Origin of the sequence: Sorangium sp. So ce836, assembly GCF_028553905.1 — a bacterium.
GTDB classification, from domain to species: Bacteria; Myxococcota_A; Polyangia; order Polyangiales; family Polyangiaceae; genus Sorangium; species Sorangium cellulosum_D.
In genome coordinates this window covers 9,755,871-9,769,431 of the sequence record NZ_CP102233.1, presented here as the reverse complement: position 1 = coordinate 9,769,431, position 13,561 = coordinate 9,755,871, and the positions used below count along the sequence as shown (strand labels likewise).

The following is a 13,561-nucleotide window of genomic DNA, read 5'->3' as shown; positions in this document are numbered from 1 at the left end:
GCGAGGCGCGCCCCCTCGCGCCGTGGGAGCGGCCGGCCGCGCGCTCCGCGCCGCCGCGGATCGGTGATACGACCGCGGCATGGCGTGGTCGCCCCGTCTCGCCGTGGCCCTCGCGCTCCTCGCGCTGATCGCGCTCCGCATCGCGCAGCTGAGCCCTCCGAGCGTCGTCCCGCAGAGCGCCCCGCCCGACGTGTTCTCGGCCGAGCGGGCCAAGGCGCACCTCCTCGAGATCGCCGCTGAGCCGCGCCCCACGGGCTCGGCGGGGCACCGGCGGGCGCGCGACTACCTGCTCGCGCAGCTCGCGGCGCTCGGCGTGCAGGCGGAGGTCCAGCGCACCTCGGTGCTCAGCCGGCAGTGGGGCCTGCCGTACGACGCCGCGCGCGTCGAGAACGTCGTGGCGCGGCTGCCGGGCGCGGACAGCACCCGGGCGGTCGCGCTCGTCGCGCACTACGACTCGGTGCCCGGCAGCCCGGGGGCCGCCGACGACGGCAGCGGCGTGGCGGCGCTGCTGGAGACGCTGCGCGCGCTGAAGAGCGGCCCCCCGCTGCGCAACGACGTGCTGCTCCTGTTCACGGACGCGGAGGAGGGGGGCGTCCTCGGCGGCAAGGCGTTCATGGACGAGCACCCGCTGCGCGGCGAGATCGGGATCGCGCTCAACTTCGACGCCCGCGGCGCCGGCGGCGTGGTCGCGATGTTCGAGACCGGGCCCGGGGACGCGCTCCCCGTCCGCGAGCTCGCCCGCGCCGCGCCGCTGCCGATCGCGTCGTCGCTCTTCCCCGAGGTCGCGCGGCGCCTCGGCCACGGCACCGACTTCAGCGTCTTCAAGCGGGCCGGCATCCCCGGGCTGAACTTCGCCTTCAGCGACGACGCCGCGCACTACCACACGCCGTCCGATACCGTGGACAATCTCGACCTCCGGAGCGTGCAGCACGCCGGCGACTACGCGCTCTCGCTCGCGCGCCGCTTCGGCGGGCTCGACCTGCGGAGCCTCGATCGCGAGGACGCGGTGTACTTCAACACCTGGGACGCCCACGTCGTCGCCCACCCGATCGGCTGGGCGATCCCGATCGCCGCGCTGGTCTTCGGCCTGTTCGCGGGCGCCGCGGCGCTCGCGCGGCGCCGGCGGCGCGCTTCGCTCGGCGGCCTGTTCGCGGGCTCGCTCGCCTTTCTGGCGCTGCTCCTCGGCGCTGCCGGGGCGGTGGGCGGGCTCGGCTGGCTCCTCCGGCGCGTCCACCCGGCGCTGCGGGCGATGCCGTTCGAGCCGTACAACGCGCCCGCGTTCCGGCTCGCGCTCACCCTCGCCGCGCTCGCGGTCTCGGCGGCGGGCTACCGGCTCTTCCGGCGGCGGCTCGGGGCCTGCGCGCTCGCCCTCGGCGCGCTGCTCGTGTGGCTCTCGCTCCTCGTCGGGGCGAGCCTCTTCATGCCGGGCGCGAGCTTCTACTTCGCCTGGCCGCTCGCGTTCGCGCTCGTCGGCGTCGTGGCCGTGACGATCCGGCGCGGCGACGCCCCGCCCACGCTCGGCGACGCGGCGCTCCTCGTCGCGACCGCGGCGCCGGCGGTCGCGCTGGCCGTGCCCGGCCCGTACCTGCTCTTCGTCGCGCTGGGGCTGCCGCTGGCGGCGGCGCCGGCCCTGGCCGTCGCGCTCGTGTTCGGGCTCTTCCTGCCGCACGCCGAGCTACTCGGCGGCGGCGCCTCGTGGCGGCTCGCGCTCGCCTTCGCCCTGCCGGGCCTCGCGGCGCTCGCCGCGGCCTGCGCGACCCACGGCTTCACCGAGGCCGAGCCCCGGCCGGCGAGCCTCGCGTACGCGCTCGACGCCCCCGGCGGGAGGGCCCACTGGCTCTCGGCGGACCGGGACCTCGACCCGTGGACCGCCGGGTACTTCCCGGCCGGGCGCGCGCAGGCGCCCTCGTTCGCGGTGCCGTACGTGCGCGTGGCCCGCCAGAGCGAGGCGCCGGCCCTCGCCCTGCCGCCGCCCTCGCTCACGGTGCTCGGCGACGCGACGGGCGGCGGCGTGCGGTCGCTCCGGCTGCGCGTCGCGTCGCCCCGGGGCGCTCCCTGGCTGCTCGCCGAGGTGACGTCCCCCACGGCGGTGATCCGCGCGGTGGTGGACGGGCGGCGCGTGGAGGAGTCGGCCCGCGGGGCGGGGCGGAACCAGCGTTGGGGGTTCACCTACATGGGCTTGCCGCCGGAAGGCATCGAGTGGTCGCTGGAGGTCGAGGACGCGGGGCCGATCGAGATCCGGCTGCTGGACCAGACCTATGAGCTCCCGCGCGAGCTCGCGCCCGGGTCGCGGCCGAAGGAGATCATGGGGGTGCCGTACCGGCTCGCGGATTCGACGTTCGTGAGCGGGTCGTCCTGGCTTTAGCCCCGCGCCGCGGCGTCGTCCCCGGGCTCACGAGAGAGAGAGAGAAAGAAAGAACCACAGAGGGCATAGAGGGCACAGAGGGAGAAAAATAATCTCTGTGGCTCTGTGCCTCTGTAGCTCAAATCCTCCCGAGGAACGCACGCTCAGTCGACGAAGATGGGCTCGCAGTTGGTGAACGCGAGCGTCGACTGGATCTTGAAGTTCGACTCGTTCGTGTGCCGCTCGGCGTGGAAGAAGTCGAGCGGATACTCCTGGCCGGGCGTGATCCCGAGCTCGCTCGCCATCGCGTCGAGGTCGAGCTCGTCGGACTGCGGGCTGTGGAGGCCGCCGAGATCGATGGCGAGCCGGTTGTTGATGAACACCCAGAGATCGTCGTCGCCGGAGAACGAGAACTCCTCGCCACCTCTGTAGACGAACTTCATGTGGAGCTCGAACGTGAAGTGGAAGTTGTGCTCCCTCCGCTCGTTCCCGAAGCCCTTCCCGTCGATGGGGAAGAAGGCCCGGTTGTCGTAGGTGGCAATGCCGTTCCCGTCGACCGTGGGCGTGATGGTGAACTGGATCGGCATGTTCACGCCGTCGACGTCGCGGTACCACTGATCGAACTCGGCCGGCCCGGTCGTGTGCTCGGTGCCGCCCCGGTGCGCATAGACGGGCTTCTGATCCGGGCCCAGCTCGCGCTCGACGATGCCCTTCAGGCCCTGGCCCGTGAACGTCTCGAAGTCGGGGTGCCCCTCGCCGCGGTTGTAGGCGCGGAAGTCGCGCACGATCCCCGTGAGGGTCGTGTCGCATCCGCTGCCGCTGCCCGCGCCCGAGCCCGCGCCCGGCCCCCCCGTCACGCCGCTGCCGATGTCGTCGCCGCCCGTCGGCGCGCCCGCGCCAGCCCCGGCGCCGGAGCCGGCGCCGTTCCCGGAGCCGCTCGACTCGCCGTCGCTGCCGCCACAGGCGACCCCGGCCAGGACCAGCATCATTGCGAGCGGAGCACACCAATTCGATTGCAGCGGCTGAAGCATGCGAAGACTCCTTCTGAGCGTGAGTTGCGCGCGCGAGGCGCCCGGGCAGCCAAACCAAACACCGGCCGAGGGCGCAAGGGAGAACGCGATCTTATCCCGCCGCCATCGCTGGTCGAATCATAAAATTGCGACGATGCGACAGAGCGGTAGGTCCGCCGGAGATGCGCTGAGCTGTGGGGCATTCACCGAGCGCCGCCGCCGCAGTGGGCGCCGAGCCGCTGCGACAGCGTCGCCGGGAGGCGGTCGCAAAAGCCGGGCGCGCGGGGCAGGGGCTCGCGCCGCGCGGTCTGCCAGAAGAGCGCCGGGCCGAGCCGGCGACGCCGCGCGTCGGCCATGAGCGCGGCCATCGCCTTGCCGGTGTAGACCGGCTCCAGCGAGATGCCCTCGGCCGCGAGCGCCTCGCAGGCCGCGAGCGATTCGGGCGTCGGGGCGCCGTACCCGCGGCCGAGGTAGCCGTGAACGAGGTCGATCGGCGCCGCGGCGGGCACCGGCCAGGCGCCCTTCTGCGCGAGCAGGGCGCGGAGCTCGGCCGTGAGGGCGCGGAGGCGGAGGCGCGAGGCGAGGAGGCGCTCGACCACGGCGACGGCGACGACGCGCGACCGCAGGCCGCCGAGCGCGAGCCCGACGGCGAGCCCGGCGGCGGTGCCGCCGGAGCCGAGCGGGACGTAGACGCGCTCGGGCTCGGGGAGCTCGCCCGCGCGCACCTGCGCGCAAAGCTCGAGCGCGGCGCGCGCGACGCCCACCATGCCGAGCGCCGAGGTGGCGCCGAGCGGCACGATCGCCGCGCCGTCGCCGTCCCGCGCGCGGAGCGGCAGGAACAGCGATGGGCGCGCGAGCGCGAGCTCGAGGCGCGAGGGGTAGAAGCGGATCGAGGTCGGCCCCGAGGCGATGAACGCGAGGTTGTCGACAACGCTCCTCGACAGGTCGGTCCAGAACAGGTGCGCGTGCACCCGCCGGCCGAGCCGCTCCGCCGCGGCGGCGAGCGCCGCGAGGTTGCCCGAGCCGATGCCGCCCGCCGCGGACCACGCCGCCGCGGTCGAGAGCGGAGGGGCGGCGAGCACGTAGTCGAGCTTCCGCATCTTCATCCCGCCGTGGACGGGCTCGCAGAGGTCGTCGCGCTTGACGCCGAGGTAATCGAGGCCCAGCGCGGCGGCGAGCCGCGGCAGCGCCGCGACCGGCGAGGGGGCGTCGATCCAGCCGAGCCGGGGAATGCGATCGATCGTCCGGAGGGCGGCTGCGTCGCGCATCGAGGGCACCTCGCGAAGGGGCGTCGAGGCTACCGCGTCAGCCGGGCGCGCCGGCGCGCTGCCCGGCGAGCACCGCGTCCGGCTCCAGCACGAGCAGGCGCACGCGCCCGGTGGCGCAGAGCCGTCCCTCCTCGTCGTGGACCGAGCCCTCCCAGACCTGGGTGCGCCGCCCGCGGTCGAGCGGCCGCGCCCCGGCGCGGAGCTTCCCCGACCGGACCGCGCGCAAGAAGCTCGTGTGGTTCTCGAGCCCGACGACCGATCGGCCGTCCGGCAGCGCGTGGAGCGCGGCGCCGACCGACGCGAGCGTCTCGATGATCCCCGCGTGGACGCCGCCGTGCACGATGCCGTAGGCCTGCCGGTGCTGCGGCCCGATGTCGAGCTCGGCCTCGACCCCGTCGCCCGTCGCGCGGAGGAGCCGGAGCCCCATGGCGCTGACCCAGCCGTCGATGTTCGCGGCGTTGAACGCCGCGGCGAAATCTTCAGGTGCCCCTTCGGCCATGGAGACAGCCTAGTCCATCGTCGGCCGGAGACGAACCCGCAGTGGCAGGTGCTGCGATCCTATCGTGAGTGCACGGTCGAGGACGAGCTTGGGCCTCGAATCTGCGGTGGCGGACCGCGCCGCGCCTCGTCTCGCCGGCTCCTCCGAGGCGCCGCCAGGACGAGCCGCTTCGGCCTGTGCATCCGTGCGCTCCACAGCAGCACCGCCGCGACCGCCGGCGCCGCGACCGCCACCCCCACGACCGCGAGCTCGAACGCCCCCCGCGCCCGCGGCAGGTTGAACAGCAACGCTTGCGCCAGCGTCAGCGCAGCGTCGCAGGTCACCAGCCCGGCCAGCACCAGAGAGAGCGTCTGCCCGTGCCGCTGGCTCAGCCGCAGCATGGCCGGCGCGAGGCACACGTCGAACGCCACCCACGCCCATTTCACGGCGGGCGACGGGAACCATCGCTCCGCGGGAGCGAGCGCGAGCAGCGCGGTCCACGGAATGAGCAGCCAGCCGAGCACCTCGAAGACCACGGCCGGCCCGCGCAGCAGCGTCGCGAGCCCGAAGCGCAAGAGACCTCCGCGCGCGAACGCCGCGAGCGCGTCATAGATGGCCACGAGCCCGTGGCCGCCGGGCGGGTACACGAGGTAGATCGGGACCCAGCTGTCGGGCCGCAGCTTCGCCTTGAACGCGTAAAGGCCCTGGAAGTCGTAGAGACGAGCCCCGAGCCGCTGCGCCGCGCGCAACCCGCGCCGCACAGGCCCGGCGAGCGGCGCGAGGCCGAGCGTGACATAGACGCACTCCTCCGCCGCGGCGGTGCGCATCGCCTGATCCACGAGCAGCTCCGTGGTGCCGTTCGGCGCGGACGGGTCGCGCAGCAGGTCCTCCAGAAAGAGGCCGCGCCGCGCGTACACCGGCACCGCCGCGAGGAAGCCGACCACCGCGCCTCCGGCCTCCGCCACGACGTAGCGCCGCTCGCCGGCGAACGAGAACGGCTCCAGCTGCACGAGGAATCCCATGGGCGCCATCGGCCGCGAGGAGGCCCAGCGCGCCATGAGGCGCTCCACTTCGCGCCGCAGCGGGCTCTCGGCGTCCTCGATCTCGCCGGGGCTCACCGCGCGCGCGACCACGCCCTTCGCGCGCGCGCGCCGGAGCTGCTCGCGCAGCCTCCGGCTCGACCGGAGGACATCGCCCCAGCGCGCCGGATCCCACACCGGCTGCTCCCCGATGAGCATCGCGCTCCACGGGACCCTCTCGGAGAGCCGCGCCTCCGCGCCGAAGAGGCACGCCCGCCGCCCCGCCGTCGCGGCCGCCTCCACGAACGCCCGCGCGACCTCGGCCAGCCGCTCGGCCGCCGCGATCGGGGCGCCGGCGGCGACCCACGCGCCGCCGGTGTCGACATAGGCCACGCAGGCGTCTTCGCCGTGGAACCAATACCGAAAGTCGGACTCCAGGGTCTGGAACGAGGTCGCGTTCCACCCGTGGCGTTTGAGCAACGCGAGGACGCGCTCGCGGTCGGGGCCATGGTTCAGCGGCGGCACGGTCCGGCCGAGCTTAGCGCAGGGGCGCTCCGGTGCGCGCCGGGCTGTTCGAGGCAGCCGCGTCGATACGCCACGCAGGAGTCCAGCGGCAAACGGCCTGATCGACAGCGCGGTCCTCGATCCGCCCTTGTAGAAAAGCGACGCTGCGTCGGTATTTATCCGCGCACCGGAGAAGGGGCCTTCACCGCGCGATCCTCGCGGTCGGCGGCGCGGCCCACGAGGGGCTCGAGTTCAGGGCATCCGCGTGAAAGACTGCGGCCGCTTCGCGCATCTCGGGCGATCGCGGGCGACCGAAAGGAGCAGGTCATGCGTCCTCGTGCTTCGTGCTTTGGTTCGACGATCTTCATCGCGGGCTGCCTCGCCGTCGCGGCGAGCTGCTCTGCGGCCAGCGAGGGCAAGACGGGCACGTCCGGCGGCGGCGGCGGCCCCGGGGACGGCCCCGGCGCCGGCGCCGGCGGCGATTTCGGCGACGGCGACATCGGCGTCGACGGCCCGACGTTCCGTTGCGGTGACGGCGTCCTGACCTCGGACGAAGCGTGCGACGACAGCAATATCCAGAGCGGGGACGGCTGTGCCGGGGATTGCCTCTCGGTCGAGCTGGGCTGGTCGTGCCCGATCGCCGGCGCTGCCTGCTCCCGCATCGCCCGCTGCGGGGACGGCGCCGTGGTGTTTCCGGAGCTCTGCGACGACGCCAACACCGCTGCGGGCGACGGCTGCTCGCCGACCTGCAAGATGGAGGTGGGCTACAAATGCGCCGGCAGCCCGAGCGCCTGCGCGGCGACGACCTGCGGCGATGGCGTCCAGGAGGGGGCCGAGAGCTGCGAGGACGGCAACACCATGCCCTTCGACGGCTGCTCCTCGACGTGCCAGGCCGAGCCCGATTGCTCCGCGGGCACCTGCGTCTCCCGCTGCGGAGACGGCCTCGTGCTCGCGGAGGACTGCGACGACGGCAACAACATCGACGGCGACGGGTGCTCCTCGGCGTGCACGAGGGAGCCCGGTTATGAGTGCGCCGTGCCCCAGCCTTCGGGATCCATGGCCGTGCCGGTGGTGTTCCGCGACTTCCGGGCGGCCCACCCCGACTTCGAGCCGAACGGTCCAGGCCGGAGCGCGCCTGTCTTCGGCATGGTCGCCAACCGGCTCGACGCGGAGAAGAAGCCGGCGTACGTGGCGGCGGCGAACAGCCAGGTGAGGAGCGCGCAGAGCTTCGCCGACTGGTATCACGACGTGCCTGGCACCAACAGCACCACGGTCACCACCCTCACGCTGTGGGACATCGGGGATGGCCGCTTCGTGAACCGCTGGGGCGAGGACGGCGCGCCGTGGACCCTGCTGTCGCCGGAGAGCGCGCACTATTGCGGCAACGTGGGCAACGAGGTGGACGGCGAGCGCTGCACCTCGTCGACCGAGAACACGGCGGCCTGCGGCGACATCCACGGCCCCGATTTCCGCAGCTGCGAGGTGCGCGGCGGCGTCTACTGGGCGAGGTACGTGGAGGCCACGTACGACGGGAACCCGCTGTTCTTCCCCGTCGACGGAGATCGGTTCACCCCGGCGGCCGAGCGCGTCCCTGCCGATATCTTCCCGAGCTACGGGGACGGGAGCTGGCTGAAAGAGGAAGGCACCCCGGACCACAACTTCCACTTCACGAGCGAGATTCGCTACTGGTTCCAGTACACGGCGGGCGAGCAATACGTGCTCGACTTCACCGGCGACGACGACGTGTGGGTGTTCATCAACGATCGTCTCGCGGTCGACGTCGGCGGCATCCACAGCGCCGTCACCGGGCACCTCGTCATCGGCGCCAACGGGACAGGGACGGTGACCTACGCCGGGGGCGAGGACGACGTCATCCGGCCGCGGAACGTCGACCTCGGCCTCGCGGACGGCGGCGTCTACCAGATCGCCGTGTTCCACGCCGAGCGCCAGACGGCGGCGTCGACGTTCAAGCTGACGCTGCAGGGCTTCGCGACGGCGCGCAGCGAGTGCAGGCCGATCTGCGGCGACGGCGTCGTCGGCCTGGGCGAGCAGTGCGACGACGGCGTGAACGACGGCGGCTACGGCGAGTGCGGGCCGGACTGCCAGCTCGGCGAGTACTGCGGCGACGGCATCGTCCAGGGTCCCGAGGAGTGCGACGACGGCAACAACCGCGACGGCGACGACTGCGGCAGCGGCTGCCGCAACCTCATCCCCCGCTGAGCCGGCGCGCGCCCGCGCGCGCGGTCGCCCGGGAAGCGCGTCCCCCGCGAGCGCGCGCCCGCATGTGCGGGCGGGCTCGGCCACATCGAGGACGGCCGATCGCCGACAGCGTGCGCACATCTCCCACGCAGCGCGGAGGGCGCCTTTGCGCTACGACTGCGGGATGTTCGGTCCCGGGCATCCTCAGTATCGTCCCCAGCAGCCGCCTTATTACCCTCCCCAGCAGCCGCCTTATTACCCTCCTCCGCCGCCGCCGCCGCAGCGCCCGAAGCCGGGCGTGTCGCCGATCGTGATCGTGCTCGCGGTCCTGGGCGGGTTGTTCGCGCTCGGCGTCGGCGCGCTCGTCGTGATCGGCGGCGTGGTGTACGTGGTGGCGAGCGCGGAGCCCGAGAGCGCGGAGCCCGAGAGCGCCGTCGGCGAGCCCGCGCTCACCGGCGCGCCGACCGCGGGCGGCGCCTCGCCCGTGCTGCCCGTGCCGCCCGCGTCGACGAGCACCCGGCTGCGCCCCGACCAGGAGGCCGACGAGGCGGCGGGCGCTGACCCGTCCAGCGGCGGCGACGGCGTCCCCGAGGTGCCGTCGCCCGCGGGCGACGACGGGGCGGGCGACGCGCCGGCGCCCGCGGTGGCCGGAGCGCGGACGCCCGCCGCCCCGAGCACGGGCGCCGCGAAGGAAGGGTCGAACAGCGGGAGCGCGGCGGGCGGGACGTCCTGGTGGTGCACGGCGAGCGCGTCCGTGCGCGTCTGCGGCTTCGCGGGCGCCTGCAACTATCAGATGGTGTTCGGCAACGGCACGGGGAACGACCGCTTCATGGCGTCGCAGCAAGCCAAGCGCTCGTGCGAGGCGAGCGCGCGCGCGAAGGGCGCCTCAGCCATCTGCGTCGTGCAGTGCAGCCCTCGCTGACGTCGTCGATGATGCAGAGTCGATGTCGTCCGATGTGAGAGGGCGACGAGCCGTCGTTGCGTGCGCGCGCGAGCGCGGCGGATGAATCAAATAAATCCCCAAGAGCCCTCACGATCGATTAGTTTACGCTTGGGAGCTCCGTCGCCCCGGAGCCAACCAAGCAGAGGAGATGGCTCCGGAGCCGATAGGACATGCGCCTCCGGCGCGCTTGCTTCGGGCAGCCGCGTGCGGGTCGTCACGCGGTGGGTATCTAAGGGTATCGTCATCATGAAATTGTCCAGTGTGCTTCTGATCCTGGGTTCGGCGTTCGGGCTCGCGGGGTGTGTCGCCGACATGGACTCCTCGTCGGAGCAGGGGGACGACGTGGAGGCCGGCGAGCAGACCGGTGTCGCCGAGCAGGGGGTGACGAACGGCGCGATCAACGCCGCCTGCGCCGATTCGCTCACGCTCCGCAGCTCACCCGGCGGAGCGACGATCGGCACGATGTACACGGGCCCGTACAACGGCATCTCGAAGTTCTACGTCTGGTCCACCGACAAAGATGGCTGGTCGTATGGCTACTCGTATTCGCTTGGTCGCCCTGGCTACGCGATGGCCTATTACCTGACGACAAACTATTTGGAGTCGGGCACACCGGGGCAGATCGGCTACAACTACGCGTGCTATCGATCGGACGGGACGGGCAGAGGCGGCGGTATCGGCTGACCGGCGCTCGGGGTCGCGGGCGGCGCCGCCCCTAGCCCCTGAGGGTCGCGCCGTTGATGTGCGCGGCGAGATCGGCGTACTTCATGCGAAACCGGCCGCCGCGCTCGGGGACCGGCGCGCGGGGCGGGGGGCCCTGGCAGCTGTCCGCCCCCACGGGGTTGCGCAGGATGACCGTGGCGGGCGCGCCGTCGGCCCCGCGCTCGATCTTCTCGGCCGCGACCCAGTGGTAGCCGCCGTCCCATTTCAGGAGGACGGGCACCCTCTCGCCGCGATCCATCGCCGCGGCGACGTCGGCGGCGACGGACGCGCCGCTGCGCAGGAGCGACGAGACGCTCGTGTAGCTGCCGCCCATGATGTCCTGGAACAGGCTCGTGAAATTGCCGAGCGGGACGCGCGAGTCGCCCCCCAGGGCGGCCCAGAACGAGTCGTTGTCCTCGGGGTTGTCGTAATCGAAGATCCAGCTCATCGCGGTCGCGTGGTTCATGAGCGCGGATTGCAACAGCCGGTCGATGTCGACCCGGCCCGAGGCGTCGCGCAGGATCGCGTTGCGCGGCATCCTGAGCGCGCGGCCCGAGCGGAGCGTCACCTCGCCCGCCTCCCGCGTGATCCCGTCGAGGATCCGCACGAACTCGGCCGGATCGACGCGCAGCAGGACGTACTCCATCGTCCCCGCGCCGCAGGTGCCGTGACACGCGCCCTGCTTGACGCGCAGCGGGTTGTCCACGTGCCGGATCGCCTGCGCGAGCACGAGGTGCGGATCGATGCCGCCCTCGAGCACGAGCCTCGGATCGCGCCGGACGCCCGCCATGGTCGCCAGGTTCGGCAGGAGCGCCCCCGTGTGCAGCCGGCCCGCCGCGAGCAGCCTGTCGAGCGCGGCCAGCGCGGGCGCGTCGCCCCGGAGCGCGCGCCGGACCTCGTCGAGGCGCGCGCCCCGATCGGCGGCGAGCGCGCCGGCGGCGGCGGCCGCGGGCCTGTCGTCGACGGAGTCCACGGCGGGCGGCGGCGAGTCCGGATCCGGCTCGGCCCCGGGCACCACCTGCGGGAGCCCGTCCGCATCCCTGAAATAGCCCTGAGCGTGGCGCGAGGGCGCGGCGGACGCCTGGACCGCGGGCGACTTGCGGCCGAGCGCCGCCACCTGGTCCGGGCTGAGCCCCGCGGCTCTGGCCAGGGCCTCGTCGAGCGCGAGCGCACGCTGGGCGGCGAGGCGTCGATCGAGGACGGCGATCGTCGCGGCGTCGACGATGCCCGTCTGCGGCAGGCCCTCCGCGGCTTGCAGCGCGACGATGGCGTCGCGCGTCTTCGGCCCGAACGAACCGTCGGCCGTCATCCGGTCGCCGATCGCGCCGAGCGCCTCTTGCAAGGCGCGCACGCCGTCGCCGCGCGCCCCCTCCGCGAGCGTCGCCGCGCCCGCCGCGATCGATCTCAGCTCCTCGTTCGCCGCGAGCTCGGGGGCGCCGAGCCCCGTGTTCCCGCTTTCGCCCATGGGTCCCCTCCGGCAGTCGCCACACGCGCTGGTTCCGTCCCAGGATACCACGCCTCCGCGTGCCGAGGACGCGCCGCGCTCGCGACATCGCGGCGCGGCGGCCGACCCTCTTTGGAAAAGACCATGGCGCGGTCCTCCACCGGGCCGAGCTTCATCGCGAGCAGATCGAGCACGTAGTTCTGGCGGAAGTACCACGGCGCCTTCGACCCCTGCTTGGGCAGGTGGTCCGCCGAGCGCCGCACGTAGCCCGACGTCAGGCCGAGCAGCGGCCGAGGATCGAGGTCGGATTCGTCAGGGCGGGGCAAGCACTGCCGGTAGCCGTGGCGATCCATGTGGCTTAGCAGCCGACAGACGTATATCGAGGCCAGCTCCGCGCGGAGCGTCCACGAGGCGTTGGTGTAACCGAAGCAGAGCGCGAAGTTCGGGACGCCGCCCAGCATCAACCCCTTGTAGATGAACGCCCGCCCGGGCTCGAGGACGTCGCCGTCGACGGCGATGCGGATACCGCCGCAGAGCAGGAGCTCCAGGCCCGTCGCGGTCACGATGATGTCCGCCTCTAGCTCCTTGCCCGACTCGAGCAGGACGCCGCCCTTCGTGAAGGTCCGGATCCGGTCGGTGACCACCGAGGCGCGCCCCTCCTTCACCGCACGGAAGAGGTCGCCGTCGGGCACGAGGCAGAGGCGCTGATCCCACGGATCGTAGCGAGGGTTGAAGTGCGTATCGATGTCGAAGTCGGGCGGCAGGTGCCGGGCGACGCCGCTGCGGAGCATCCGCCTGGCGAGCCGCGGCGCGCGCTGACAGACCTGGTAGACGAGCAGGCTGAGCGCGACGTTCTTCCAGCGCGCGACGCGGTGGGCGATCCGCTCCGGCAGGTGCTCGCGGATCGCGTTCGCGATCGCGTCCTCCGAGGGCAACGAGGCGATGTAGCTCGGCGAGCGCTGGAGCATCGTCACGTGCGCTGCGTCGGCGGCCATCGCGGGCACCAGCGTCACGGCCGTGGCGCCGCTGCCGATGACCACGACGCGCTTGCCCCGGTAGTCGAGATCTTGCGGCCAGCTTTGAGGGTGCACGAGCCGTCCCTGAAAGTCGTCCGCGCCAGGGAAGCTGGGCGTATAGCCGCTCTCGTAGCGATAGTAGCCGCTGCAGACGTACAGGAAGTCGCAGGAGTAGCGGACGCGCTCCTCGCCTGGGCCGACGTCGACCTCGACGGTCCAGCGCGTGTGCTCCGAGGACCACGACGCGGAGCGAACCCGGTGATTGAACCGGATGTGCCGGTCCACGCCGAACTCCCGGGCCGTATCGCGCACGTACTCGCGGATCGACGGCCCGTCGGCGATCGCCTTGGCCTCCTTCCAGGGGCGGAAGGAATAGCCGAGCGTGAACATGTCGGAGTCCGAGCGGATCCCGGGGTAGCGGAACAGGTCCCAGGTACCGCCGATGGCGCTGCGCCCCTCGAGGATCGCGTACCGCTTGCCGGGGCAGCGCGCCTGGAGGTGGTAGCCGGCCCCGATGCCGGAGAGGCCGGCGCCTACGATCAGGACGTCGAAGTGCTCGATGGACATGCTGCGTTCCCTGGCGGCGAGCGCCGTGGCGCTCCAGGACCCGAGCATAGCCTGGCGAACCACGGCT

At 73.0% G+C, this 13,561-nt stretch carries 10 protein-coding genes; 4 read left to right on the top strand and 6 right to left on the bottom strand.

Features of this window, described 5'->3' with window-relative positions; genetic code table 11:
* Positions 1-79 precede the first annotated feature (79 nt).
* Complete coding sequence (locus tag NQZ70_RS35370; protein WP_129578163.1) at positions 80-2,365, top strand: M20/M25/M40 family metallo-hydrolase; 2,286 nt, start codon at positions 80-82, stop codon at positions 2,363-2,365.
* A gap of 143 nt (positions 2,366-2,508) precedes the next feature.
* On the opposite strand, the gene NQZ70_RS35365 is transcribed toward NQZ70_RS35370, so the two are convergent.
* From NQZ70_RS35365 to NQZ70_RS35350, 4 genes are all read right to left on the bottom strand, one after another.
* Positions 2,509-3,375, bottom strand: coding sequence for a fibro-slime domain-containing protein (locus tag NQZ70_RS35365; RefSeq protein ID WP_237244323.1), 867 nt, complete (start codon positions 3,373-3,375; stop codon positions 2,509-2,511).
* Between the two features lie 182 nt (positions 3,376-3,557).
* Positions 3,558-4,622 carry a pyridoxal-phosphate dependent enzyme gene (locus NQZ70_RS35360; RefSeq protein WP_129578162.1) on the bottom strand — a complete coding sequence of 355 codons (1,065 nt, stop codon included), beginning with the start codon at positions 4,620-4,622 and terminating at the stop codon, positions 3,558-3,560.
* Positions 4,623-4,659: 37 nt separating this feature from the next.
* On the bottom strand, positions 4,660-5,121 hold the full coding sequence (locus NQZ70_RS35355) for a PaaI family thioesterase (RefSeq protein WP_129578161.1): 462 nt from the start codon (positions 5,119-5,121) through the stop codon (positions 4,660-4,662).
* A 59-nt stretch (positions 5,122-5,180) separates the two neighbouring features.
* A complete protein-coding gene (locus NQZ70_RS35350) occupies positions 5,181-6,644 on the bottom strand; it encodes a DUF2156 domain-containing protein (RefSeq protein ID WP_237244322.1) in 1,464 nt (487 codons plus the stop codon).
* A gap of 306 nt (positions 6,645-6,950) precedes the next feature.
* On the opposite strand from NQZ70_RS35350, the gene NQZ70_RS35345 reads away from it, so the two are divergent.
* The 3 genes from NQZ70_RS35345 to NQZ70_RS35335 all read left to right on the top strand — a co-directional run bounded on the left by NQZ70_RS35345 (position 6,951) and on the right by NQZ70_RS35335 (position 10,449).
* Complete coding sequence (locus tag NQZ70_RS35345) at positions 6,951-8,843, top strand: DUF4215 domain-containing protein (RefSeq protein ID WP_129578160.1); 1,893 nt, start codon at positions 6,951-6,953, stop codon at positions 8,841-8,843.
* Positions 8,844-9,006: 163 nt separating this feature from the next.
* A complete protein-coding gene (locus NQZ70_RS35340; protein ID WP_129578159.1) occupies positions 9,007-9,744 on the top strand; it encodes a hypothetical protein in 738 nt (245 codons plus the stop codon).
* Between the two features lie 267 nt (positions 9,745-10,011).
* Positions 10,012-10,449, top strand: coding sequence for a hypothetical protein (locus NQZ70_RS35335; RefSeq protein ID WP_129578158.1), 438 nt, complete (start codon positions 10,012-10,014; stop codon positions 10,447-10,449).
* A 31-nt stretch (positions 10,450-10,480) separates the two neighbouring features.
* Here the strand turns inward: NQZ70_RS35335 and NQZ70_RS35330 are convergent, their stop codons facing one another.
* Complete coding sequence (locus tag NQZ70_RS35330; RefSeq protein WP_129578157.1) at positions 10,481-11,932, bottom strand: peptidoglycan-binding protein; 1,452 nt, start codon at positions 11,930-11,932, stop codon at positions 10,481-10,483.
* The gene (locus NQZ70_RS35325) at positions 11,872-13,494 is read right to left on the bottom strand and encodes an NAD(P)/FAD-dependent oxidoreductase (protein WP_269467622.1); all 1,623 of its coding nucleotides are present in this window, start codon (positions 13,492-13,494) and stop codon (positions 11,872-11,874) included. The genes NQZ70_RS35330 and NQZ70_RS35325 overlap by 61 nt, the downstream gene beginning before the upstream one ends.
* Positions 13,495-13,561 lie beyond the last annotated feature (67 nt).

Coding starts and splice junctions, on each gene's coding strand:
- NQZ70_RS35340 (WP_129578159.1), top strand. CDS start 9,007: ATGTTCGGTCCCGGGCATCCTCAGTATCGTCCCCAGCAGCCGCCTTAT.
- NQZ70_RS35325 (WP_269467622.1), bottom strand. CDS start 13,494: ATGTCCATCGAGCACTTCGACGTCCTGATCGTAGGCGCCGGCCTCTCC.
- NQZ70_RS35345 (WP_129578160.1), top strand. CDS start 6,951: ATGCGTCCTCGTGCTTCGTGCTTTGGTTCGACGATCTTCATCGCGGGC.
- NQZ70_RS35365 (WP_237244323.1), bottom strand. CDS start 3,375: ATGCTTCAGCCGCTGCAATCGAATTGGTGTGCTCCGCTCGCAATGATG.
- NQZ70_RS35330 (WP_129578157.1), bottom strand. CDS start 11,932: ATGGGCGAAAGCGGGAACACGGGGCTCGGCGCCCCCGAGCTCGCGGCG.
- NQZ70_RS35355 (WP_129578161.1), bottom strand. CDS start 5,121: ATGGCCGAAGGGGCACCTGAAGATTTCGCCGCGGCGTTCAACGCCGCG.
- NQZ70_RS35360 (WP_129578162.1), bottom strand. CDS start 4,622: ATGCGCGACGCAGCCGCCCTCCGGACGATCGATCGCATTCCCCGGCTC.
- NQZ70_RS35335 (WP_129578158.1), top strand. CDS start 10,012: ATGAAATTGTCCAGTGTGCTTCTGATCCTGGGTTCGGCGTTCGGGCTC.
- NQZ70_RS35370 (WP_129578163.1), top strand. CDS start 80: ATGGCGTGGTCGCCCCGTCTCGCCGTGGCCCTCGCGCTCCTCGCGCTG.